At 44.2% G+C, this 23,039-nt stretch carries 28 protein-coding genes; 1 reads left to right on the forward strand and 27 read right to left on the reverse strand.

Translation table 11 applies throughout. The features are described 5' to 3' along the window. Positions 1-59: 59 nt before the first annotated feature. The 16 genes from QY97_RS06350 to QY97_RS06405 form a co-directional block, all read right to left on the reverse strand. On the reverse strand, positions 60-1,352 hold the full coding sequence (locus QY97_RS06350; protein ID WP_039238627.1) for an adenylosuccinate synthase: 1,293 nt from the start codon (positions 1,350-1,352) through the stop codon (positions 60-62). A 162-nt stretch (positions 1,353-1,514) separates the two neighbouring features. After that, complete coding sequence (gene dnaB, locus QY97_RS06355; protein ID WP_039238630.1) at positions 1,515-2,864, reverse strand: replicative DNA helicase; 1,350 nt, start codon at positions 2,862-2,864, stop codon at positions 1,515-1,517. 120 nt (positions 2,865-2,984) lie between these two features. Further along, the gene (rplI, locus tag QY97_RS06360; protein ID WP_039238631.1) at positions 2,985-3,434 is read right to left on the reverse strand and encodes a 50S ribosomal protein L9; all 450 of its coding nucleotides are present in this window, start codon (positions 3,432-3,434) and stop codon (positions 2,985-2,987) included. After that, the gene (locus QY97_RS06365; RefSeq protein WP_039238633.1) at positions 3,431-5,401 is read right to left on the reverse strand and encodes a DHH family phosphoesterase; all 1,971 of its coding nucleotides are present in this window, start codon (positions 5,399-5,401) and stop codon (positions 3,431-3,433) included. The genes rplI and QY97_RS06365 overlap by 4 nt, the downstream gene beginning before the upstream one ends. Positions 5,402-5,440: 39 nt before the next feature. Then, positions 5,441-6,379, reverse strand: coding sequence for a YybS family protein (locus QY97_RS06370; RefSeq protein WP_039238635.1), 939 nt, complete (start codon positions 6,377-6,379; stop codon positions 5,441-5,443). Positions 6,380-6,687: 308 nt separating this feature from the next. After that, on the reverse strand, positions 6,688-6,867 hold the full coding sequence (locus tag QY97_RS20385) for a hypothetical protein (protein ID WP_125444176.1): 180 nt from the start codon (positions 6,865-6,867) through the stop codon (positions 6,688-6,690). Next, positions 6,839-6,991 carry a hypothetical protein gene (locus QY97_RS20805; RefSeq protein ID WP_166701676.1) on the reverse strand — a complete coding sequence of 51 codons (153 nt, stop codon included), beginning with the start codon at positions 6,989-6,991 and terminating at the stop codon, positions 6,839-6,841. Before QY97_RS20805 ends, QY97_RS20385 begins: the two co-directional genes overlap by 29 nt. A gap of 285 nt (positions 6,992-7,276) precedes the next feature. Continuing rightward, positions 7,277-7,558, reverse strand: coding sequence for a hypothetical protein (locus QY97_RS19505; protein WP_052725894.1), 282 nt, complete (start codon positions 7,556-7,558; stop codon positions 7,277-7,279). Then, positions 7,552-7,731: a methyl-accepting chemotaxis protein gene (locus tag QY97_RS20810; RefSeq protein WP_052728938.1), complete on the reverse strand. Its 180-nt coding sequence runs from the start codon at positions 7,729-7,731 to the stop codon at positions 7,552-7,554. Before QY97_RS20810 ends, QY97_RS19505 begins: the two co-directional genes overlap by 7 nt. Before the next feature lie 6 nt (positions 7,732-7,737). Further along, the gene (locus QY97_RS20960; RefSeq protein ID WP_052725896.1) at positions 7,738-8,589 is read right to left on the reverse strand and encodes a HAMP domain-containing protein; all 852 of its coding nucleotides are present in this window, start codon (positions 8,587-8,589) and stop codon (positions 7,738-7,740) included. A 39-nt stretch (positions 8,590-8,628) separates the two neighbouring features. Further along, the gene (rpsR, locus tag QY97_RS06380; RefSeq protein WP_039238637.1) at positions 8,629-8,862 is read right to left on the reverse strand and encodes a 30S ribosomal protein S18; all 234 of its coding nucleotides are present in this window, start codon (positions 8,860-8,862) and stop codon (positions 8,629-8,631) included. 26 nt (positions 8,863-8,888) lie between these two features. Beyond that, complete coding sequence (ssb, locus tag QY97_RS06385; RefSeq protein WP_039238639.1) at positions 8,889-9,401, reverse strand: single-stranded DNA-binding protein; 513 nt, start codon at positions 9,399-9,401, stop codon at positions 8,889-8,891. Positions 9,402-9,468: 67 nt separating this feature from the next. Then, on the reverse strand, positions 9,469-9,759 hold the full coding sequence (gene rpsF / locus QY97_RS06390; RefSeq protein ID WP_039238641.1) for a 30S ribosomal protein S6: 291 nt from the start codon (positions 9,757-9,759) through the stop codon (positions 9,469-9,471). A gap of 210 nt (positions 9,760-9,969) precedes the next feature. Continuing rightward, positions 9,970-11,070 carry a redox-regulated ATPase YchF gene (gene ychF / locus QY97_RS06395; protein ID WP_039238643.1) on the reverse strand — a complete coding sequence of 367 codons (1,101 nt, stop codon included), beginning with the start codon at positions 11,068-11,070 and terminating at the stop codon, positions 9,970-9,972. Positions 11,071-11,195: 125 nt separating this feature from the next. Then, positions 11,196-11,393 (reverse strand): DUF951 domain-containing protein, encoded by a 198-nt coding sequence (locus tag QY97_RS06400; RefSeq protein WP_039238709.1) that lies wholly within the window; start codon positions 11,391-11,393, stop codon positions 11,196-11,198. Between the two features lie 15 nt (positions 11,394-11,408). After that, on the reverse strand, positions 11,409-12,299 hold the full coding sequence (locus QY97_RS06405) for a mechanosensitive ion channel family protein (RefSeq protein ID WP_039238645.1): 891 nt from the start codon (positions 12,297-12,299) through the stop codon (positions 11,409-11,411). A 158-nt stretch (positions 12,300-12,457) separates the two neighbouring features. On the opposite strand from QY97_RS06405, the gene yyaC reads away from it, so the two are divergent. Continuing rightward, positions 12,458-13,135 (forward strand): spore protease YyaC, encoded by a 678-nt coding sequence (gene yyaC / locus QY97_RS06410; RefSeq protein WP_046128462.1) that lies wholly within the window; start codon positions 12,458-12,460, stop codon positions 13,133-13,135. Here the strand turns inward: yyaC and QY97_RS06415 are convergent. From QY97_RS06415 to rnpA, 11 genes are all read right to left on the reverse strand, one after another. Further along, a complete protein-coding gene (locus tag QY97_RS06415; protein WP_039238647.1) occupies positions 13,113-13,817 on the reverse strand; it encodes a DUF554 domain-containing protein in 705 nt (234 codons plus the stop codon). The genes yyaC and QY97_RS06415 overlap by 23 nt on opposite strands. 50 nt (positions 13,818-13,867) lie before the next feature. Beyond that, positions 13,868-14,725: a ParB/RepB/Spo0J family partition protein gene (locus QY97_RS06420; RefSeq protein WP_039238649.1), complete on the reverse strand. Its 858-nt coding sequence runs from the start codon at positions 14,723-14,725 to the stop codon at positions 13,868-13,870. Next, positions 14,718-15,479: a ParA family protein gene (locus tag QY97_RS06425; protein WP_039238651.1), complete on the reverse strand. Its 762-nt coding sequence runs from the start codon at positions 15,477-15,479 to the stop codon at positions 14,718-14,720. The genes QY97_RS06420 and QY97_RS06425 overlap by 8 nt, the downstream gene beginning before the upstream one ends. A gap of 238 nt (positions 15,480-15,717) precedes the next feature. After that, on the reverse strand, positions 15,718-16,581 hold the full coding sequence (gene noc, locus QY97_RS06430; protein WP_039238653.1) for a nucleoid occlusion protein: 864 nt from the start codon (positions 16,579-16,581) through the stop codon (positions 15,718-15,720). Continuing rightward, entirely contained in the window at positions 16,578-16,712 is a 135-nt protein-coding gene (locus QY97_RS20965; RefSeq protein ID WP_261337339.1) for a hypothetical protein, read from the reverse strand. Before QY97_RS20965 ends, noc begins: the two co-directional genes overlap by 4 nt. Before the next feature lie 50 nt (positions 16,713-16,762). Then, entirely contained in the window at positions 16,763-17,479 is a 717-nt protein-coding gene (rsmG, locus tag QY97_RS06435) for a 16S rRNA (guanine(527)-N(7))-methyltransferase RsmG (RefSeq protein ID WP_039238655.1), read from the reverse strand. 25 nt (positions 17,480-17,504) lie between these two features. Then, complete coding sequence (mnmG, locus tag QY97_RS06440) at positions 17,505-19,394, reverse strand: tRNA uridine-5-carboxymethylaminomethyl(34) synthesis enzyme MnmG (RefSeq protein ID WP_039238657.1); 1,890 nt, start codon at positions 19,392-19,394, stop codon at positions 17,505-17,507. A 21-nt stretch (positions 19,395-19,415) separates the two neighbouring features. After that, positions 19,416-20,801 (reverse strand): tRNA uridine-5-carboxymethylaminomethyl(34) synthesis GTPase MnmE, encoded by a 1,386-nt coding sequence (gene mnmE, locus QY97_RS06445; RefSeq protein ID WP_039238659.1) that lies wholly within the window; start codon positions 20,799-20,801, stop codon positions 19,416-19,418. 322 nt (positions 20,802-21,123) lie between these two features. Continuing rightward, positions 21,124-21,747 (reverse strand): RNA-binding cell elongation regulator Jag/EloR, encoded by a 624-nt coding sequence (gene jag / locus QY97_RS06450; protein ID WP_039238660.1) that lies wholly within the window; start codon positions 21,745-21,747, stop codon positions 21,124-21,126. 11 nt (positions 21,748-21,758) lie between these two features. Beyond that, on the reverse strand, positions 21,759-22,520 hold the full coding sequence (spoIIIJ, locus tag QY97_RS06455) for a YidC family membrane integrase SpoIIIJ (protein ID WP_039238662.1): 762 nt from the start codon (positions 22,518-22,520) through the stop codon (positions 21,759-21,761). Positions 22,521-22,600: 80 nt separating this feature from the next. Further along, positions 22,601-22,972, reverse strand: a complete 372-nt coding sequence (rnpA, locus tag QY97_RS06460; RefSeq protein ID WP_039238664.1) for a ribonuclease P protein component — start codon at positions 22,970-22,972, stop codon at positions 22,601-22,603. Between the last annotated feature and the right edge of the window lie 67 nt (positions 22,973-23,039).

Genomic DNA, 23,039 nt, shown 5'->3' on the forward strand with positions numbered 1-23,039 from the left:
AAACAACCTTCAAAAAAACCCGCCTTCCTAAACTGGAAGGCGGGTTTTTACATGGCATCTTATCGTTGAGCCCAAACGCTGCGTACTATATTTGTCTGACTGCGGTCCGGACCGACAGAGAATACAGACAACGGAATACCTGTCAGCTGTGATACACGCTCTAGATAGTGACGGGCGTTTTCTGGAAGCTCACTTAATGATTTGCATCCAGTAATATCCTCTGTCCAGCCTGGCAATTCTTCATACACAGGCTCACATTCAGCAAGGATATTTAAATTTGCAGGAAATTCTTCAATGACCTCTCCTTTGTAGCGGTAAGCTGTGCAAATCTTTAATGTTTCAATGCCTGTTAGAACATCGATGGAGTTTAAAGATAAGTCAGTTAAGCCGCTTACACGACGCGCATGACGAACAACCACACTGTCAAACCAGCCAACGCGGCGGGCACGTCCAGTTGTTGTACCATACTCCCGTCCTACTTCACGGATTTGATTCCCAATTTCATCCTTCAGTTCTGTCGGGAACGGGCCGTCTCCCACGCGTGTAGTATAGGCTTTAGACACACCAACCACATGGTTGATCTTCGTTGGACCTACACCAGAACCGATCGTGACACCACCAGCTACGGGGTTAGAAGATGTGACGAACGGATAGGTTCCTTGGTCAATATCCAGCATAACTCCTTGTGCACCTTCGAATAATACGCGACGGCCTTCATCCAACGCATCATTAAGCACGACGGATGTGTCACACACATAGTCCTTAATTTGCTGTCCGTATTCATAATATTCATCGAGAATGTCCTCAAGCTTAAAACCTTCCGTTTCATAAAAACGCTCAAGCAAGCGGTTCTTCTCTTCTAAGTTGCGGGAAAGCTTCTGCTCGAATGCTTCCCGATCTAATAAATCAGCTACACGAATACCGATACGAGCGGCTTTATCCATGTACGCAGGACCGATTCCTTTTTTTGTTGTGCCAATTTTATTGTCGCCTTTGCGCTCTTCCTCTACCTCATCAATTTTTAAATGGTACGGAAGAATCACATGAGCACGGTTGCTTATACGCAAATTATCAGTTGATACGTTTCGATCGTGCAAATACTTTAACTCTTCTACTAACGCTTTTGGATCTACAACCATTCCGTTGCCGATCACGCAGATTTTGTCTTTATAAAAAATACCTGATGGAATTAAATGAAGCTTGTATGTAACACCGTTAAATTTAATTGTATGTCCAGCATTGTTACCGCCCTGGTAACGAGCCACCACTTCTGCATTTTCTGAAAGGAAATCTGTGATTTTCCCTTTTCCTTCATCGCCCCACTGGGTTCCAACCACTACTACTGACGACATAAATAAGCACCTCCGAAGGGTCCGTAATTTTCTTATTATTTCACCAAACCTATTTTAACAGGTTAAAACTATAGAAGTCAATCACAAAACACGAACATTTACATAACTAGTTTTTTATTCGTTCGTAAAAAAACATCACCAACACATAGTTGGTGATGAATGTTAGCCGGTTTCATCCAATCGGCGTTCCAAATTAACAAACTTGTTATATTCCTTAATAAACGCCAGCTGAACGGTACCGACCGGACCATTCCGCTGCTTTGCAATAATGATCTCAATAATGTTCTTATTCTCGGTCTCTTTATCATAGTAATCATCCCGATAGAGGAAGGCGACAATGTCGGCATCCTGTTCAATCGAGCCTGATTCCCGAATATCGGACATCATCGGTCGTTTGTCCTGCCGCTGCTCAACTCCGCGGGAAAGCTGGGAGAGCGCAATAACCGGCACCTCCAGCTCACGGGCAAGTGCCTTTAAGGAACGAGAGATTTCCGATACCTCCTGCTGACGGTTTTCGCCAGAGCGGCCGCTTCCCTGGATGAGCTGCAAGTAGTCAATCAGGATCATGCCAAGTCCCTGCTCCTGCTTCAGCCGGCGACACTTAGATCGAATCTCACCAATTCGAATACCCGGTGTATCATCGATATAAATGCCTGAATTAGACAGGCTTCCCATCGCCATGGTTAGCTTGCGCCAATCTTCATCGGTCAGAGCACCTGTCCTTAAATTTTGAGCATTGATATTGCCTTCAGCACAAAGCATCCGCATGACCAGCTGCTCCGCTCCCATCTCCAAGCTGAATATCGCCACGGTTTCATCCGTCTTCGTTGCTACGTTCTGAGCAATATTAAGAGCAAAGGCAGTCTTACCAACGGAAGGACGGGCAGCTACGATGATTAAGTCATTTCGCTGAAACCCCGCTGTCATATGATCCAGCTCCGCAAATCCGGTTGGTATTCCCGTAACTTCTCCTTTGCGGTTATGGAGCATTTCAATATTATCATAGGTGCGTACGAGTACGTCTTTAATATTGTGGAAGGCACTAACATTTTTGCGCTGTGCTACCTCCATAATGCTTTTTTCCGCTTCATCCAGCAAAGCATCAACCTCATCTTCCCGGTTGTAGCCTTCCTGGGCAATGGTCGTGGCTGTACGAATAAGCCGTCTTAATAAGGATTTTTCCTCTACGATGCGGGCATAATATTCAATATTGGCTGCTGTCGGCACAGATTCTGCCAGCTCGGTTAAATAGGATACGCCGCCTACATCTTCTAAATCCTTTACTGAAGCAAGCTCCTCCGTCACCGTTACGACATCGACGGCCTGGCCATAGTCATTCAGCTTCAGCATCGTATTATATATTTTTTGGTGGGCCGTCCGATAAAAATCTTCTGGAATTAAAATCTCAGAAGCAACCGTTAGAGCAGACGGCTCCAAGAAAATAGCACCAAGTACAGCTTGTTCCGCTTCGATGCTTTGCGGCGGAACTCGATCAGTCAACAAATCACTCATTACCTGAACCTCCTTGCAGGAAGCGCTGTTTCTTCCTTGTTAACTAACCTATCTTAAAAAAAATGTGACCAGAAAAATCCGATCACATTTTCCAACCTTATTATTTTAGCATGAAATGCTTTATTTTTCTTCCACTACATGAACTTTTAATGTAGCAGATACTTCATTGTGAAGCTTCACGGGTACATTCGTATAGCCCAGTGCCCGAATACCGTCAGGCAGATCCATTTTGCGCTTATCGATCTTAATATTGTGTGTTTTCTTTAATTCTTCCGCTACTTGCTTCGTTGTCACAGAACCGAATAAACGGCCGCCCTCGCCGGATTTTGCTTTTACTTCTACTGTTAGCTGTTCAAGCGTTTCCTTCAGCTTTTTCGCCTCTTCTAATTCCTGCTGAGCAAGCTCTGCTTCCTTTTTCTTTTGAACATCCAGTGTTTTTTTATTCCCCGGTGTTGCTTCTACCGCATAGCCGTTTTTGATTAAGAAGTTATGAGCATATCCATCTGCCACATTCTTCACTTCACCTTTTTTTCCTTTTCCTTTTACGTCTTTTAAGAAAATTACTTTCATTCCTCAACGCCTCCCTCATATAAATCAGTGATTACCTGTTGAAGCATCTCTTCTGCTTCTTCAATAGACATTTCTCTTAACTGGGTGGCAGCGTTCGATAAGTGGCCGCCTCCCTGCATCTGTTCCATAATGACCTGTACATTCACCTTTCCGAGCGAGCGGGCACTGATACCTACCGTATCAGCTGCTCGGCGGGCAATAACGAATGAGGCTTGTACCCCATCCATGGCAAGCAGCGTATCAGCTGCCTGGGCGATTAATACGGAATCATATACCTGATCCTCCGCCCCCGTAGCGATTGCGATACCATCTTTGTAGAAATACACCGTCTCGATGATCTGTGAACGCTGAATGTACGTCTCTATATCTTCTTTTAAGAATTTTTGCACAAGAACCGTATCTGCCCCATGAGCGCGCAAGTAGGAAGCAGCATCAAATGTGCGTGATCCTGTACGCAGAGAGAAACTTTTCGTATCTACGATGATGCCTGCCAGTAAGGCGGTCGCTTCTAACATCGACAGCTTGTTGATCTTCGGCTGATATTCAAGCAGCTCTGTAATTAATTCTGCTGTAGATGAAGCGTATGGTTCCATGTACACGAGCAACGGGTTTTTAACAAACTCTTCACCGCGGCGATGATGATCGATAACGACCACTTTATCTACTTTTTGAACCAGCTTCTCTTCAATCACCATGGAAGGCTTATGTGTATCCACAATAACGAGAAGAGTGTTCTCTGTTGCTAGATCAAGCGCCTCTTCCGGAGCAATGAATCGAGAATACAACTCCGGATCCTTCTTTACCTCTGCCAGAAGCCGCTTGCCGGCCGTATCAATCTCTGAAAAATCAAGAACTACATAGCCTTCACAGTTATTCATTTCAGCTACCCGGCGAATCCCCATTGAAGCACCGATCGCATCCATATCCGGATAGCGATGGCCCATCACGAGCACCTTATCACTTTCTGTCACAAGCTCCCGCAACGCATGAGAAATGACTCTTGCTCTGACACGCGTTCTCTTCTCCATAGGGTTCGTTTTACCGCCGTAGAATTTTACCTTGCCATTCAACTGCTTGAGGGCCGCCTGGTCGCCTCCTCGTCCCAGGGCAAGGTCTAAGCTTGATTGGGCAAGATCACCCAGCTCAGGCAGTGATACCTCTCCTTGCCCTACTCCCATACTCAAAGTAAGAGAGGCCGCTTGTTTGGCTGTTTTCTCTCTTACTTCATCGAGAATGGAAAACTTTGATTCCTCAAGCTGATGAAGAATCTTTTCATTTAATACAGCAAAGAAGCGCTCAGACGAAATCCGCTTTAAGTAAATACCATATTTTAATGCCCAATCATTTAAAATAGAGGTGACCATGCTGTTTAAGCTGCTGCGCGTTTGATCGTCCATGCCTTGCGTCAAATCATCATAATTGTCCAAGTCAATCAGGCACAGTACTGTTTGTTCCTCGAAAAACCGCTTTGTGATTTCCTCCTGCTCTGTCACATCAAAGAAATAAAGCAATTTTTCTTCAGGCTTGACCGTTACCTTAAACTTCCGGTCGTTCAGCTCTATAATCTCTTCCTTTTCATTTTTAATGATTGCTACCAGCGGGTCTGCTAATTCATGAAGCGACTCCCCAGAGAGAGTGTCTTGTTCAAAATAAGAGGAAAGAAAATGATTGGTCCATTCTATATAATAGTCATCATTATATAAGAGAATTCCGATAGGCATCTCCATTAATGCCTCTTCCCCTACCCGCTTCAACCGATAGGATAGAGTGGTTACATACCGCTCAACCTCTCCATATATGATATTCTCTGCTCTTATTAGGAATAAAATTAACACTATACTCACGGCTAAACCGACCAGCGCGACAGGCCAATTGTAGAAAGCCAGTACAGCCAGTACAATCAGCAAAGCCGTTGCTAATCCGTAGATCGGATACCGTATTTTCTGTCTGCTGTAATAAGAAAGCATCGTTTCAGCTCCTAAAGATAGATTGGCTTCAACATTACATTAGCCTTTTTGTTGAAGGCGCCGCTTTAAATCAAATCCTAAATCAATTATACCTAATAATCGTACAAGATAAAGAAGCGGAAGAATAAGAAATGAGAAAATCGTTAATAAAATAGGGAAAACGATAGACCATTTTTTCGCATAAAAGAAAAAATAAAGAAACGATAACCCTTGTAAAAGCAGACAAAATTGCAGCATAAACATGATGTTAACATAAGCGAAGTACCACATGCTTCCTTGTTCCGGCGGAGCAATTAAACTGAGCACGAGAAAGAGAACATAATACCACAAGATGCTTTTTGGCAGCTGCCATTCTCTGAATGGTCGGAAACGTGGTGTATCAATTGACGTTCTCTTCGCTAACGGAAAGTTAATCAGCATGATGAATAGTACATACACTAAGGAAAATAAAACTAGGAAACTTGGCAGCAAAGCTGATAAATAATCGAGCATCGCATGTCCCTGGCTGATCGCTTCTTCTGGTACCGGCTGTCCCATGCTTTCCATCATGTCTATAGACTCTTGATACGACTTCTGGAAGGAATCGCTCATTCCACGAATCGCTTCTTCGGCAAAGGTCATGGCCAGCGCATAGGAGGCAACCATACTAAGAAGAAAAATAAGAGTACCAGTCATAAATATAGAAAGCTTATCTCGCTTTTTCTGTATCATAACTCCCATTACAGTGCCTAATACAATGAATAAAAAAGCTAACAGAACAGCAGGCAAACCACCGATAAGGATAGACAACAATATCCCAATCAAAGCAAAGCCTATTGCTATCTGAACGGGCTGCTTCGCTCCGTACACTAAAAAGGGAAGGGGCAAAAGGAGACTGACAATCATTCCTAAAACCGGCACATAGAGTGTCAAAGCTAACAAAATGACAAAGAGTCCCCCCATTTTTACCCCTTCAATTATTTTGTTTTTGTTTTCCACTTCAACACCTCGTTAATTATTGTCCAACTGAAGAACTATCTTCTTCAGCCTTTTCGTTAGTTTCCGTATCTTTTTATTGTAGCTTTCTTCCCTTATTCCTTCAACTCTTCTTACTCCGTACAAGCAAGGGTGTTTCACGTGGAACAAAACATAAGAAACATCAGTGTGTAAAACAGCTTTTTATCGATTTTATTTGGATAAGCCTACTGCTTAGTTCCTTCATTATTCAGAGAAAATATCACTGCCTAAGTGGCCCGGAGCTTTTTGACAGTCAAAGCACCAAACTCCTTACTCTCCACTGCAAATGGTTAAGGGTCTGCTCTCACTTTTAACCTAGTGATCGCTGCTATGGGCCTAGCAAAGTTCAATAACTGATAGTAAACTGCTTTTGTTGCTTTAATAGCTGCTATTTCCCAATTAAAGCTGGCCGGATATTTATCATCCGCTGCTTTCACTTGATCAGCTGTCTGAATAGATTGCTCTGCCAATTGTGCTCTTTTTCGCTGTCTTGCTCAAATCTCCTTTGGACAAGATAGCAACGGCTGCTATTTCATTCATTGCCTGGGCAATTTGTTCACCAGGCGCATTGTCTTCCTCAGAAACGTCACTCAAATGATAACAATACCGTCTGCTTGCCTCATCATCTCCTCTTTTGTCTGCTTCTTTGTTTTATAGCTGATAAAGAGAATAATAAAAACCAAGAAAAGGACAAGCAGAACCATCAAAGGAATGATGAATCAATCCTTCTAACTAAATTGCTTTTTACTCTTTCCATACGAAAGAAGCTGCTTGGCAAAAGAGGATTCTCCCTTCTGTCAAGCAGCTTGCAGATGATTCTTACTCACTTAACTTAAATTGTGCGACTGCTTTTTTCAACTCATTGCTTAAATGGATTAACTACTCAGAAGAGTCGGTTACAGCCCGGATAGCGCCCAGCTGTTCATCAGCTGAGGCACTGATCTCTTCACTCGCAGCAGCGGACTGCTCGGAGGCCGCAGCAACCGATCCCATCGTTTCTAGTACATGATCTTTAACGACAGCTGTCCTCTGAATTTCCTGATGAATGGGTTGAATGGAAGCGTCCATTTCATTGACATAGGCAGACAGCTTCTGGAAGACTTTTTTGGTTGCCTCAACCGCTTCCAATTGGCTAGCAAAATTAGCACGAGTGTTCAGCATTTGCTCGACCGCTTTTTTGACTCCTCCTGAATAGTCAAGATCGTCCCCTTTACGTCTTCTGTCGCTTCAGCTGATTGCTCTGCCAGCTTTCTCACTTCTTCAGCTACTACGGCAAAGCCCTTGCCATGTTCTCCCGCACGCGCCGCTTCAATAGAAGCGTTTAAAGCCAGCAAATTTGTTTAGGAAGAAATGTCTGTAATTGTCTGCATGATTCGTTCAATGGACGTAATTTTCGTCTCTAGCGCGAGGATAACCTTCTCGGCTTCCTCAATATATAAGCTAGTCTCCGCACTTGAGGTGCCAAGAGCCTGAATCTGTCTAATTCCTTCCTCCTGCGCCTCTTCCGTCTGTCGCGCTGTTTTCGTTAACCGGTCCGCTCCACTAGAAATAACAGCAATTTGTTCTCCAAGACGATGAGATTGTTCAGCAGCGTCGCTTGATTCCTCTGCTGATCTTGTCGCACCAGCCGCCACTTCATTAATAGCTACGGTAATTTGCTCGCTGGAAGCGTTCGTTTCTTCGGATACAGCCCTTAAGTGTTCTGCTGCTTCTGTCACATTCTCTGCGGAGTGATTCATCACTGAGATAATGGAACGCATGCTCTCTACCATACGGTTAAAAGCAGAAGCCAGTTCACCAATCTCATCCTTGGAAGCAACCGGCATCTGCACACTTAAGTCTCCCTTAGCTACTTCTTCATACCTGATTATCCCTGCTTCTTCTTCACTGCTTAACAACTTGTCAATGTGTGCATATTTCGTTAAATCCCCGCCTTGCTCTGTCGCATGGACAATTCCAGCGCCTTGAGGAGACATCACAAGAGCAGAGCCATTATAGCCAATATTCATCCCCTCTATCTGACTTGTAATGTGAGCTAAACCAATGTCAGCCCCTACAGCTCCCATAACTTGGCCTTCCACAGTAACAGGCTTGGATACAGTGACGACATATTCTCCCGTCGCTGCAAAAAAAATAATACTCAACCAATTTGATGAAAAAGGCGGGTAATACAAATCTAAGGATATAAGCACAAAAAAAGACCTGCCCTGAGTGGCAGATCTTTGACCGGATTATTCTCCGGATACGTATGGAAGAAGTGCTGCTTGACGAGCACGTTTAATTGCAATTGTTAACATGCGTTGGTACTTCGCACTTGTTCCAGTTACACGACGTGGAAGAATTTTTCCGCGTTCAGAGATAAATTTCTTTAACAAATCCACATCTTTGTAATCGATATGTGTGATGTTGTTAGAAGTAAAGTAACATACTTTCCGACGTCTACGTCCACCTCTGCGTCCTGCCATGTTGATTTCCCTCCTTTATTAATGATTTAGAATGGTAGATCATCATCTGAAATATCGATAGTTTGTCCATCGTTTGCAAATGGATCATCATCCATTTTTGTATATCCTGATTGTCTATTATCATTGTTGCGTTGATTCTGCTGGCCAAAAGGAGCCTCCTGAGGTCTTTGCCCGCCGCCAAATGAGCCCATTTCATCGCCGCGTCCGCTTGCAGAAGCATTACGCGGTTCTAAAAATTGCACACTGTCAGCTACAACTTCAGTTACGTACACCCGTTTGCCATCTTGTCCTTCATAATTACGTGTTTGAATACGTCCATCAACACCAGCTAAGCTCCCTTTCTTTAGAAAGTTTGCCACGTTCTCAGCCGGACGACGCCAAACGACACAGTTAATGAAGTCTGCCTCCCGCTCACCTTGCTGATTAGTGAACGTGCGGTTAACAGCCAGTGTGAAGGTAGCAACAGCTGCTCCACTCGGTGTGTAACGAAGTTCAGGGTCCTTTGTTAAACGGCCAACTAAAACGACTCGGTTCATCATCAGAATCAACCCCTTTTACTCCGCTATGTTCCACGTGAAACATAGCGGCCATGTGTATTTAAACAGTTTATTTCTCTTCTTCACGAACAACGATGTGGCGGATAATGTCGTCGCTGATCTTCGCTAAACGGTCAAATTCTTCAACCGCAGCAGCTTCTGCGTTAGCATGAACCAACTGGTAGAATCCTTCACGGAAATCGTTGATTTCATAAGCTAAACGACGTTTACCCCACTCTTTAGAATCGATGATTTCCGCACCGTTAGAAGTTAAAATTCCATCAAAGCGTTCAACGATCGCTTTTTTCGTTTCATCATCAACGTTTGGGCGGATAATGTACAAGAATTCGTACTTTCTCATCTTTCTTTCACCTCCTCATGGACTATACGGCTCTTTTACATAAGAAAAGAGCAAGGAGTAACAGTTTCATTACTCACGAGAAGAAATTATATCACACACTTTCACTTTAAGCAACATCGTGGGCGTGAATAAATAGACAATCACAGCTCACAACAAATGAAAAAGCGGAGAAAATGATTTCTCCGCTTTGATCAGATATCTCTTCGTCTCTTATACATTGAATCTAAAGTGAACGACGTCTCCGTCCTTCATCACATAATCCTTTCCTTCCAAGCGCACCTTGCCAGCTTCTTTTGCCGCTCCCATTGAGCCAGCAGCCATCAAATCGTCATAGGCAACAACCTCCGCCCGGATAAAGCCCCGCTCGAAGTCGGTATGAATGATACCCGCACATTGAGGAGCCTTCATGCCCTTACGGAACGTCCACGCTCGTACTTCCTGCACACCTGCTGTGAAATACGTAGCAAGTCCAAGCAAGGAATAAGCAGCGCGAATCAGCTGATCCAGGCCAGATTCTTCAATCCCAAGCTCCTGCAGGAACATCGCTTTTTCTTCATCATCCAGTTCCGCAATCTCTTCTTCAATTCGTGCACAAACTACAATTACTTCTGCATTTTCTTCCGCCGCATATTCCCGTACTTTTTGTACATATTCATTTTGCGAAGGATCAGCAATGTCTTCTTCACCTACGTTCGCTACATACAGAATAGGTTTAGCTGTTAGCAGATGAAGCTGCTTCGCGATCCGTTCCTGCTCGTCAGATAATTCTACAGAACGAGCCGGCTTGTTCGATTCCAATGCCTCTTTCAGTTTCTCAAGGACATCGTTCTCTGCTACAGCTGCTTTATCCTTTTGCTTCGCAAGCTTCGCTACACGAGTCAGACGCTTCTCTACCGTTTCCAAGTCCGCCAAAACCAGCTCTAAGTTGATTACTTCAATGTCGTCTACCGGATCTACTTTTCCAGATACGTGAGTAATATTATCATCTGAAAAACAGCGTACAACTTGGCAGATCGCATCTACCTCACGGATATGAGACAAGAATTTGTTTCCAAGCCCCTCTCCTTTGCTGGCTCCTTTGACGATCCCTGCAATATCGGTAAATTCAAAGGCAGTAGGTACTGTTTTCTTCGGTTCCACCATTTCTGTTAATTTATTTAAACGCTCATCAGGCACTTCTACAATGCCTACATTCGGATCGATTGTACAGAACGGATAGTTAGCAGACTCTGCTCCCGCTTTTGTAATCGCATTAAATAGTGTTGATTTGCCGACGTTTGGCAAACCGACAATCCCAGCTGTTAAAGCCATCTCGTTCACTCCTCTATTTAAACTGTTAGATTTGCTGTCTCTAAACCTTTCACAATTATAAGTTCAGTTGCAGAAAAAGGCAATTGCCGCTCACTCTCTAAGATGCCCATAAAGAAACAGCAGCGTTAACTCTCGCTGCTGTGGTCCAACACTTTTTTCAGCTTCTTAGTGAATTCTCTTCTTGGCAACATGACACTATGCCCACAGCCTTCACACTTAATGCGGATATCCATACCCATTCTAATAATCTTCCAGCGATTCTCCCCGCAAGGATGCGGTTTTTTCATTTCCACCACATCATTTAATTGAAAGGTTTTTTCCATCTTATCATCCCTCACTTAGTTATTCGCTTGTGTCATGTTTTGGTTCCCTTCTCCACGCGAATACATCACCAGACGTGGAAACGGAACTTCAATGCCGTGTTCGTCAAGACGAGTCTTTACTTCCTTACGAATCATCCGGGCAATATACCAGTGGTTCATCGGTGTGGTTTCTGCTGTAATCCGTAAAACCACATCTGAAGCTTGAAGCATTTGAACGCCGAGCAGCTCAGGAGGCTCAACAATTTCAGGATATCTATCAGGCAAGGTTTTCAAAAGCTCAGTGATAATCTTCTCTGCTTGCTCAATATTCTCCTCATATGCAATGCTTACATCCACAACAGCGACACTATTGTGAATGGAGAAGTTCGTCACTTGAGTGATTGACCCGTTCGGCAAAATATGAAGCTCTCCTGTCCAGTTTTTTATTTTGGTCGTGCGTAAACCAATCTCCTCCACTGTTCCTTCAAAACTGCCAATTCGCACAAAATCCCCCACCGAGAATTGGTCTTCAAAAATGATAAAGAACCCTGTAATCACATCTCGCACGAGGTTTTGTGCACCGAAACCAATCGCAAGACCAACGACTCCCGCCCCAGCGATCAATCCTTTTACATCAAAGGATAAAACAGCCAACACATTAATAATAGCTATGAAATAAACGACATACGAAACAATGTTCTGCAGAAGCTTTAATAATGTATTTTCGCGGCGTTCTGAATATTTCAAAGGCGCTGTCATCCGCAGCTGGAAGAACTTGCGGATTCCTGCTTTTGCTATCTTGACAATGATGCCTGCTGCTAGAATGGTAATGAGAATTTGCAGCGCCCCTTCGCCAATCGCCAGCCATGTTTCTTCCTTTGTTAATTCCAGCCAGACCCTTTCAAGCACTCGCTGAAAAGTAGACATACAAATTCCTCCTTATTTAAGACATTTTTATTTTAACAAGAATAATAAAAAATTTGTAGCTGGGTACATGTACAGAAAGGCAGTCTTTTTCAACAGAGCACGTATAGAAAAGGAGAAAATTCCGTATACTTTTACTACTATCCAGCAGGAGGTCCTATATGAACCTGAAAAGCTTGTTTGAACGCAAATCTGGCCCCTATTATATTAATCATAAAGAACAGCGGGCAGCTTCTATTCTCGCTGATTATCTGCTAGAGTGGCTCCCCTCACCCGGAAGCCGGCCTATTGTCCTTGTTTTTGTTGGAACCGACCGCTCCACCGGCGACTCTCTCGGCCCCTTAACGGGTACATTGCTTGAGGAAAAACCTCTTTTTCAATTTCACCACTATGGCACACTGGAACAGCCGGTGCATGCATTGAATCTTTCCCAAACGATGAACGAGGTTAAAACTGCTCATGAGAAGCCGTTTATCATTGGGGTGGACGCTTGCTTAGGCTCTTTAAAAAGTGTAGGGAATATCCAAGTCGGCAAAGGCCCTGTTAAACCAGGCTCAGGTGTCAAAAAAGATCTTCCGCCTGTTGGCAACATTCATATCGCCGGTATTGTTAATGTCAGCGGATTTATGGAGTTTCATGTGCTCCAAAACACGAGGCTACATACCGTTATGAGTATGGCTCAAGTGATTGCAGATGGAATCGCTGAAGCCGCTCTCCGTTATTCGGCAGCAGCCTTGCTAAAAGAACGACAATCAAGAGCCGCACTTGATGCCTCTCTTCCAGCTAGGCAAACAGTTATGTATAAAGAACCTTTATTCAAGGAAGATGTTGAATCGTAATAATCACACCTACAACGATCAAGCTTGGCAGCAAATTTGCCACCTTGATCTTTGTTAGTCCGAGAAGATTTAAGCCGATCGCTAAAATCATAATTCCTCCGGCTGCAGTCATTTCTACAATAAATGCATCCAGCCATGCCTGCGGCACGAGGCGATCAATCTGGGTGGCAAATAAGGCGATTCCTCCTTCGTAAAGCACAACCGGCACAGCAGAAAAAATAACGCCCATCCCTAATGTAGTCGTTAGGATTAAAGCCGTCACCCCGTCAATGATTGCCTTTGTTAATAAGACCTCATGGTTATCACGCAGGCCGCTGTCAAGCGCACCAATAATCCCCATCGCCCCAATCACAAAAATTAAAGTAGCTGTTACGAACCCTTGAGCGATGCTTGTCTCATCTGTAGGCTTGCCGACTCTTCGCTCAAGCCATAAGCCAATCTTGTTTAACCGGTCATCGAGCGTGCACACTTCTCCAATAGCCGCACCGATTACAAGACTAATAATGACTGTCAGGAAGTTCTCGCTCGTCAGCCCCATTTGTAATCCAAGCACAACCACTGCTAAACCAATGGCCTGCATTACTGTACCCTTGATCCCTTCTGGAATACGGTGAAGCACCTTTCCTAAAAGAGCACCCATCACAATAGTCAATCCATTGACAATCGATCCGAATAGCACCATCCTTCTCTCCTCCTTTTCAAGAAAAATAGCTGCCTTAAATCGGCAGCCTGTTATTTTTCTTGACCCAACAAGTCTAGAATTCTATTTAAATCATCTGGTGACACAAATTCAATTTCGATCTTGCCCTTTTTTTTGTTCTTTGTCTGTTTAATACGTACGGCCGTGCCAAATCTCTCTCTTAACACGTCTTCCCGTTCTTTGATAAATACATCTTTTGTTTCTTCAGGAGTAGATGTTTCACGTGGAACATTTTGATTACACTCTTGAATCCACTTCTCGAGCTGGCGAACATTTAATCCTTCTTTCACAGCCTTGTTCGCTGCCTGAATCATCTGCTCCTTCTCTTTAAGCCCAAGAATGGCTCGTCCATGCCCCATGGTTAAAGCACCGTCCGTAATCAGCTGCTGTACTTCAGGCGGCAGGGAAAGCAGCCGGAGGTGATTGGCAATGTGAGAGCGGCTTTTTCCCATTTTCATCGCCAGCTCTTCCTGCGTAATATTCAGTCTTTCAATTAATGACTGATAAGCGGCTGCCTCTTCAAGAGCGGTTAAGTCTTCCCTCTGCAGGTTTTCAAGCAGCGCCATTTCCATCATCTGTTCATCCGTTAGCTTTCGGATTACAACTGGCACCTTTTGCAGCTCTGCTGCCTTGGCAGCCCGATATCGCCTTTCCCCTACCACAATTTCATAGCCTTTAATGCTTTTTCGGGCAATAATCGGCTGCAAAATGCCGTGCTCTTGAATGGATTGCTTTAATTCTTCAATCGCTTCTTCGTTAAACACTCTCCGGGGCTGATAAGGATTGGGCCGCAATTCCTTCAAGGCGACATCCTTTACTGTCTCTTCACTGCTATCCAAGTCCATATCTTTAAACAGAGCATTGATCCCTCTTCCTAGCCCTTTAGCCACTTGCCGCCACCTCCTTAGCTAAATCTTTATACATTTCCGCCCCTCTCGAACGCGGATCATATAAAATAATAGGTTTGCCATGGCTTGGTGCTTCACTCAGTCGAATATTACGCGGAATAACGGTTTGATACACTTTCTCCTGAAAATATTTCTTTACCTCTTCAATGACTTGAAGACCAAGGTTCGTCCGAGCATCCAACATCGTTAGCAGTACACCCTCAATAGCCAATTCCTGGTTCAAATGCTTTTGAACCAGACGGACCGTGTTTAATAGCTGGCTCAGACCCTCCAATGCGTAGTACTCACATTGAACCGGGATAAGAACCGAATCAGCGGCTGTCAGTGCGTTGATCGTTAACAGTCCCAAAGACGGAGGACAATCGATCAAAATATAATCATACGTATCACGTACATCTTCTAGTGCTCTTCTCAACCTTAATTCCCTTGAAATAGTCGGCACAAGTTCAATATCTGCACCTGCCAATGAAATTGTAGCCGGGGCCACATCTAACCCTTCAATAGACCCCTCTCTAATAATATCCTTTATTGGCGTATCATCCACCAGCACATCATATAAACATTCATCCAAGTCCCCTTTTTCCACACCGAGACCGCTCGTCGCATTTCCTTGCGGGTCAATGTCAATTAAGAGCACTTTATTATCTAAAGAAGCCAAACAAGCTCCCAGGTTAACAGAGGTTGTCGTCTTCCCGACGCCCCCTTTTTGATTAGCTATGGCAATCACTCTTCCCATCTGGCCACCTGCTTTCTCCTATCTTAAAAAATTTGCTGCACATCTATTTTAACAAAAATCATGACGTGCGTTGCCGTTCGCGGAAGAATATTTTTTTAAAAAAGCGAGAAGCGATTGATCCGCTTCTCGCTCCCAGCTGTTGGCGATTTTACAAAATAGCCAAGCAAAATAAGCTATGTAGGCTTTTTCCTCTATCTATTGGCAATCTAAAACGAGAAGCTGCTTATCTGCTTCCCGTTCATTTGTTCTTTTTCGGTATTTTAATCGTAATCTGATAAAAGTCCTCGAACTCTTCCTCCTGGGTGTTTAAATTGATCCCATTATCACTTACCATCGAGAGTGACTGACGGATCGTATTCACCGCTATGCGAATATCTTTGCTAAAAGCTTTACGCCGAGGCTTCGGCTTTTTATTCGCTGTGTTCAGCAGCTGAATGACTCGCTCTTCCGTCTGCTTTACATTTAACTGCTTATCAATCACTTCGTTCATGATCTGAACCTGCTTCTCCGGATGCTTCAATGGGATAAGCGCTCGCGCATGCCGCTCAGTGATCTTCTTCTGTATTAAAGCATTTTGTACCTCTTCAGGCAGCTTTAATAGACGCAGCTTATTTGCGACTGTCGACTGTCCTTTTCCAAGGCGCTGAGCAAGAGCTTCCTGCGTGAGTCCATGAAGCTCTAGTAACTTTCCGTATGCTACAGCTTCTTCAATCGGGGATAATTCTTCCCTTTGCAAATTCTCTATTAAAGCAACCGAGGCTGTCTCTTTATCATCTAAATTATTAATAATAGCGGGTACTGTTTCCCAATCGAGCGTTTGAACGGCCCTCCAGCGCCGCTCACCTGCAATCAATTCATACTTCCCGTCTTCTGTCTCGCGAACAACAATGGGCTGAATCATTCCATGCATACGAATCGTTTGAGCCAACTCTTCTATCTTATCGTCATTAAAAATCGTCCTTGGCTGGAAGCGGTTTGGAACAATAGCAGGTATCGGAATCTGCTTTACTTCTTCTCTTTCCCTCACACTTACCGATTCTTGCGGTTGTTCTTCCACTGTTTTTTCCCCCAGGCTAAATAAACGAGAGAAACGATGCTTCATACCCCTACACCACCTTTAACAAGCTCCCTTTTATATGTATTCTCCCTTTGTCCCTCTTCTTCCTTCTTCTTTAGATAGCTTTTTTGTTTATTCACAGGGTCTTTCTTCTCCTTTCTGCTTGATTTATTCACATACCGCCTTCTTTGCATAAAAAAATAAAGTTATCCACAAGTGGATAACTTTATTCGATTGGAAGCTTATTAGGCGTTCCCGGCTTCCGTGGATACTTCTTCGGCGTTTTCTTTACCTTTTCAACCACTATAATTGTCCGCTCACTCTCTTCAATCGGAAGCAAAAAAGAGTGCTCATCTCTTAACTGGCCGCCCAGTACCTCGATTGCTTTCTGACCCTTTTGCAGCTCTTCATCTGCACTGGCAGCTTTCATAGCTACGAAGATCCCGCCAGGCTTAACGAGCGGCATACACAGCTCGCTTAAAACGGACATGCGGGCTACAGCACGGGCCGTAACAAGGTCATATTGCTCTCTATGATCGACAGATCGTCCAAAGGTTTCCGCTCGGTCATGGAAAAAATGCACTTGATCAAGTCCAAGCTGAGCAGCCAAATGGTTGAGAAATGTAATGCGCTTATTGAGAGAATCAACGATAGTCACGCTAAGCTCCGGGAAAGCAATCTTTAATGGAATGCTTGGAAACCCCGCGCCAGCTCCAACATCGCAAACGGACAAGCTGCCGGCAAAGTCTGCGTAAAACGCAGCAGACAGTGAGTCATAGAAATGCTTCAAATACACTTCTTCCTCATCTGTAATAGCCGTTAGATTCATTTTTTCGTTCCACTCAACGAGAAGTTTATAATACGTGTCAAATTGGTCAAGCTGAGCAGGAGAAAGGTGAATCCCTTTCTCTGCAAGCAGCTGTTGAAATTGCTCCTTATTCAATCGCCTAACGTCCCTTCAACTAGTCTTAATTAGCCAAGCGTGCAATACGGCCTTGTTCAATATAAACAAGCAAAATGGAGATGTCCGCTGGATTGACACCTGAAATACGTGAAGCTTGCGCAATGGATAGCGGTCTTACTTTTTTCAAGTGCTGGCGAGCTTCTGTAGCCAAGCCGCTGATTGCATCGTAGTCAATGTTCTCAGGGATTTTCTTATTTTCCATTTTCTTTAGCTTTTCCACTTGTTGAAGAGATTTTTCGATATATCCCTCGTACTTAACTTGAATTTCCACTTGCTCTTCTACTTCTGAGTCCAATGCTTCAGGCGCTGGGGTAAGCTGCTTCAGATGTCCGTAGTTAATCTCCGGACGTTTGAGGAGATCCGCCGCACGGATACCATCCTTCAGCTCACTGCTGCCTGCCTCACGAACGACCGATTGAGTTTCCTCATTCGGTTTAAGAATCACTGAACGTAAGCGTTCTATTTCCCCGGCAATAGCTGCTTTTTTCTCTAAGAACCGTTGGTAGCGCTCTTCAGAAACTAGACCCGCCTTGTAGCCGATTTCTGTTAAACGCAAATCAGCATTGTCATGGCGGAGAAGCAGGCGGTATTCTGCACGTGATGTCAATAGACGATAAGGTTCGTTCGTTCCTTTCGTTACTAAGTCGTCAATCAGTACGCCAATATAAGCGTCTGAACGGCTTAGGATGACTTCTTCTTTGCCGAGCACGCGGCAGGCTGCGTTAATACCAGCCATGATGCCTTGAGCTGCTGCTTCTTCATAGCCAGATGTACCATTAATCTGGCCGGCTGTGTACAGGTTTTTCACTTTTTTCGTTTCAAGTGTCGGCCATAGCTGAGTCGGTACAATGGCATCGTACTCGATTGCGTAACCGGCCCGCATCAGCTGAGCTTTTTCAAGGCCTGGAATCGTACGGAGCATACGATGCTGCACATCTTCAGGAAGGCTTGATGACAGCCCCTGTACATATACTTCTTCTGTGTTGCGCCCTTCCGGCTCAAGGAAAATTTGGTGGCGCGGCTTGTCGCTAAAGCGGACAATCTTGTCCTCAATAGATGGACAATAACGCGGACCTGTTCCTTTGATAACACCGGAGTACATTGGAGAACGGTGCAGGTTCTCGTTAATGATGGCATGTGTTTCTTCGTTCGTATACGTAAGCCAGCAAGGAAGCTGGTCAGTGATAAACTTCGTGGTTTCATAGCTAAATGCCCGCGGTTCGTCGTCGCCAGGCTGAATTTCTGTTTTGCTGTAGTCGATCGTACGGCTGTTCACACGCGGCGGGGTACCTGTCTTGAAACGGACAAGATCCAAGCCAAGTTTTTCAAGGTTTTCAGATAAACCGATAGACGGCTGCTGATTGTTCGGTCCGCTGGAGTATTTCAAGTCGCCAAGAATAATCTCTCCGCGCAGGAAGGTACCTGTCGTGATGATGACAGCATTCGCGCGGTATGTCGCTCCTGTTTGTGTCACGATTCCACGACATTCTCCGTCTTCTACAACTAGTTCTTCCACCATTCCTTGAATCAGTGTTAAGTTCTCTTGGTTCTCAATGGTTTTCTTCATCTCTTGCTGATACAGAACTTTGTCCGCCTGTGCGCGCAATGCTTGCACGGCTGGTCCTTTCCCTGTGTTCAGCATACGCATTTGAATATATGTTTTGTCAATGTTGCGTGCCATTTCACCGCCAAGTGCATCGATTTCACGGACCACAATACCTTTTGCCGGGCCGCCAATAGATGGGTTACACGGCATATAGGCAATCATGTCCAGATTGATGGTAATCATCAATGTATTCGCACCGGAGCGGGCAGACGCGAGGCCTGCTTCTACGCCGGCATGTCCGGCACCGACGACAATGACATCGTATTGGCCTGCTTCATATTGCGCCATAGTTTTGTTCCTCCTGTTTATTTATTTCCCGAGACAGAATTGGGAGAATAACTGATCAATTAGGCTCTCATGTACACTCTCACCAATAATTTCACCTAATAACTCCCATGTTCTAGTTAAATCTATTTGAACAATATCGATTGGCGTACCTGCTTCTGTATTATCAATCGCCTCTGTAATCGAAGTAAGGGCCTGGTTCAACAAAGCAATATGACGAGCATTGGATACATACGTCATATCCCCAGCCTCAATGGATCCCGAGAAAAATAGAGAAGCAATCGCTTCCTCCAGTTCATCGATTCCTTTCTCCTCTAGAAGCGAAGCAGTTACTAGCTTCTTATCTCTTGCCAGCTCCTTCACACGCTCCATATCGATTTTCTGCGGCAAATCTGTTTTGTTCACGAGAACGATGACATCCATTCCTTCTACTGCCTGGAACAGCTTTTCGTCCTCTTCAGTCAATTCATCCGAGTAGTTTAACACTAGAAGAATCAAATCAGCCTCTTTTAATACTTGGCGGGAACGCTCTACGCCAATTCTTTCAACGATGTCTTCTGTTTCACGGATACCTGCCGTGTCTACTAGACGAAGCGGAACACCGCGGACGTTTACATACTCTTCGATTACATCACGCGTTGTCCCTGGAATGTCGGTAACAATAGCCTTGTTTTCATGAACTAGTGCATTCAACAAGGAGGATTTTCCAACATTCGGACGTCCAATAATAACCGTTGATAAGCCTTCACGAAGAATTTTCCCCTGCTCTGCTGTTTGCAGCAGCTTTTTAATTTCTTTTTGTACGAAAGCTGCCTTTTCCAGCAGCACTTTATGGGTCATTTCCTCAACATCATCGTACTCTGGGTAATCGATATTTACCTCAATATGCGCTAAGGTTTCCAAGATTTCTTGTCGAAGCTGGCGAATCAGCTTCGACAGGCGTCCTTCCATTTGGTTAAGCGCGACATTCATCGCCCGGTCGGTTTTCGCCCGAATCAAGTCCATGACTGCTTCGGCTTGTGAAAGATCAATACGACCATTTAAAAAGGCCCGCTTAGTAAACTCGCCTGGTTCGGCTAGCCGCGCTCCTTGTGCCAGAACAAGCTGCAGGACGCGGTTCACAGATACTAAACCGCCATGGCAATTGATTTCTACCACATCTTCTCTCGTGAACGTTTTTGGTCCTTTCATTAGAGACAGCATGACTTCCTCTACTACGTTCCCCGTTTTAGGATCGATTAAATGACCATAATGAATCGTATGGCTGGTCATTTCTGTCAGTGATTTTTTAGAGGGACTCTGGAACACACGGTCAGCAATTTCTACCGCTTCTTCCCCGCTCAAACGTACGATTGCGATCGCTCCTTCTCCCGACGGAGTAGAAATAGCTGCAATTGTATCAAAATCCACCGCTCTCACCTCTTCCTATCTTTATTTATCGGTCTGGCTGCTTCCATCATCAATACCGCACGATCATCTATTAATAAAAAAAGAATTTTATTCCTAAGCGATTAGAATAGCATAAATTGCAGAGTCTAAAAAGAAGGCTGATTTATCCACAGCCTTCCCCTTAACCTTATCTATTTTAACTTATTCACGTCTGGATAACAATCCTAACTACCTTTACTATATATTCTGTAAAATATAGTAATAAAATACATGAAAAATAACATAAAAAAAGCTTTCCTGACAAATTCTATCTTTTTCAGCTTAGAATTTGCCGGAAAGCCTGTTACACAGATTTAGGTTCAATCACTATATAGCGACGCGGCTCTTTGCCCTCAGAAAAGGTTCGCACTTGTCTGTTCTCAGCAAGAGCTTTGTGGATCACTTTCCGTTCGAAGGAAGGAAATGGCTCCAGTCGAACCGGTTTTCCTGTCACAAGCGCCTTTTTGGCCATTTTTCTTGCCAAAGCAACTAGTGTTTCCTCTCTGCGCTCACGATAATTTTCAGCATCAAGTGTAAAATGAATGAAATTAGTGGAATAACGATTAATCACAAGCTGAGTAAGCTGCTCGAGCGCATTTAGCGTTTGACCCCTTTTTCCAATCAACAAAGCAATTCTCTCACCTGACAATGAAAAACGAACATGCTTGCCGGTTTTCTCTACTTGAATGTCTGGATGAACACCTAATTGAGCGGCAATCGATAAGAGATAGGCTGTGGATTCTTCGATGGGGTCTGCTTTTTTTCTCACTCTCACCGATGCAGGCCGCTGTCCAAAAAGCCCAAAAAGTCCTTTCTTTCCTTCGTCCAGCACATCGATTTCGACTTGTTCTTCTGTTGTATCCAGCTGTTGCAGAGCGGACTGAAGCGCTTCCTCAACAGTTTGTCCAACAGTCGTCACTTCTTTCATTCATCTCCCCCCTATTTGCTGACCGATGCGGCTTGTTCTCTGTCGCTTATCTTATTGATGACAAGCGTTTGTACAATCATAAAAACATTCCCGACTACCCAGTACAAGGATAAAGCAGCTGGCAAATTAATCGCGAAGACGACAATCATCACAGGCATAAGCCAAAGCATCATGGCCATTTGCGGGTTTTGGCCCGCCATGCCTGCCATCATGATCTTTTGCTGCAAGAAGGTTGTCACTCCGGCAATTAACGGAAGAAGAAAAATCGGATCTGGTGAACCGAGATCAAACCATAAGAATGTATCCTGCTTAATCGCATCTGTCCGCATGATGGCTTGATAGATCCCGAAAATAATCGGCATCTGAATCAATAGCGGAAAACAGCCGGCTAGCGGGTTGACATTATATTGCTGGAAAAGCTGCATTGTCTCCTGCTGAAGCTTTTGCTGGGTCACAGCATCCTTTGACTTGTATTTCTCCTTCAATTTCTGCATTTCAGGCTGAAGCTTTTGCATCGCTCTGGAGTTCTTCGTCTGTTTCACCATTAACGGCAGAATGACCAGCCGGATAATGACTGTTACGATGATGATAGCCCAACCGTAGCCGCCGACAAGTTCAGCTGTTTTAATAATGAAAAAAGATAGCGGGTAAACGATAAATTCGTTCCAAAACCCTTCACTTTCCGCTGTAATTTCCTGATCAAACTCTGTACAGCCGGCCAGCAGAACACTGGTTACCATCAGCAAGATCAAAGTGATCGTTTTCTTGCTCAAACTCCTATTCCCCCTATGACTCTTTCCACGCAGCCGCCATTGAGGGAGGGCGGCTCAACGGATCGTCTTTTTTATTTTTATTAATTGGTTGTATCTTGCGAATTAAAAAAGCTTTTGTTTAGCAGCTTGGCCCTTTTCAATACGTGGATCAAGCTTTTCTTTACTTCATTCCCATTCATGTCAGCCGCTGGCTTGCGGGCAATAATAATCAGATCATGTCCGGGCAAAATATTTTCCTTTAATTCTGTAAAGCTCTGTCTGATTCGGCGCTTCACTCGATTGCGTGTAACAGCGTTCCCGATTTTCTTACTGACAGACAATCCAATTCGGAAAGGAACATTTAATTCATTCTTGCGTACATACACAACAAACTGGCGATTGGCAAATGATTTTCCGCCTTTGAAAACGGATTGAAACTCACTGTCTTTTTTAACGCGGAACGTTTTTTTCACCAGTCAATCACCTTTTCTTCTTTATTCTATACATGTACATGCCTATTTTAAAAAAAGCTTTGTTAAA

Origin of the sequence: Bacillus thermotolerans (assembly GCF_000812025.2) — a bacterium.
GTDB lineage: Bacteria > Bacillota > Bacilli > Bacillales > Domibacillaceae > Quasibacillus > Quasibacillus thermotolerans.

Coding starts and splice junctions, on each gene's coding strand:
- QY97_RS06425 (WP_039238651.1), bottom strand. CDS start 15,479: ATGGGAAGAGTGATTGCCATAGCTAATCAAAAAGGGGGCGTCGGGAAG.
- QY97_RS06350 (WP_039238627.1), bottom strand. CDS start 1,352: ATGTCGTCAGTAGTAGTGGTTGGAACCCAGTGGGGCGATGAAGGAAAA.
- noc (WP_039238653.1), bottom strand. CDS start 16,581: ATGAAGCATCGTTTCTCTCGTTTATTTAGCCTGGGGGAAAAAACAGTG.
- ychF (WP_039238643.1), bottom strand. CDS start 11,070: ATGGCTTTAACAGCTGGGATTGTCGGTTTGCCAAACGTCGGCAAATCA.
- jag (WP_039238660.1), bottom strand. CDS start 21,747: ATGAAAGAAGTGACGACTGTTGGACAAACTGTTGAGGAAGCGCTTCAG.
- rpsF (WP_039238641.1), bottom strand. CDS start 9,759: ATGAGAAAGTACGAATTCTTGTACATTATCCGCCCAAACGTTGATGAT.
- QY97_RS06405 (WP_039238645.1), bottom strand. CDS start 12,299: ATGTCTACTTTTCAGCGAGTGCTTGAAAGGGTCTGGCTGGAATTAACA.
- ssb (WP_039238639.1), bottom strand. CDS start 9,401: ATGATGAACCGAGTCGTTTTAGTTGGCCGTTTAACAAAGGACCCTGAA.
- mnmG (WP_039238657.1), bottom strand. CDS start 19,394: ATGGCGCAATATGAAGCAGGCCAATACGATGTCATTGTCGTCGGTGCC.
- rpsR (WP_039238637.1), bottom strand. CDS start 8,862: ATGGCAGGACGCAGAGGTGGACGTAGACGTCGGAAAGTATGTTACTTT.
- rplI (WP_039238631.1), bottom strand. CDS start 3,434: ATGAAAGTAATTTTCTTAAAAGACGTAAAAGGAAAAGGAAAAAAAGGT.
- dnaB (WP_039238630.1), bottom strand. CDS start 2,864: ATGAGTGATTTGTTGACTGATCGAGTTCCGCCGCAAAGCATCGAAGCG.
- QY97_RS06415 (WP_039238647.1), bottom strand. CDS start 13,817: ATGGTGCTATTCGGATCGATTGTCAATGGATTGACTATTGTGATGGGT.
- QY97_RS06365 (WP_039238633.1), bottom strand. CDS start 5,401: ATGCTTTCTTATTACAGCAGACAGAAAATACGGTATCCGATCTACGGA.
- QY97_RS19505 (WP_052725894.1), bottom strand. CDS start 7,558: ATGCTGAACACTCGTGCTAATTTTGCTAGCCAATTGGAAGCGGTTGAG.
- QY97_RS06400 (WP_039238709.1), bottom strand. CDS start 11,393: ATGGAAAAAACCTTTCAATTAAATGATGTGGTGGAAATGAAAAAACCG.
- yyaC (WP_046128462.1), top strand. CDS start 12,458: ATGAACCTGAAAAGCTTGTTTGAACGCAAATCTGGCCCCTATTATATT.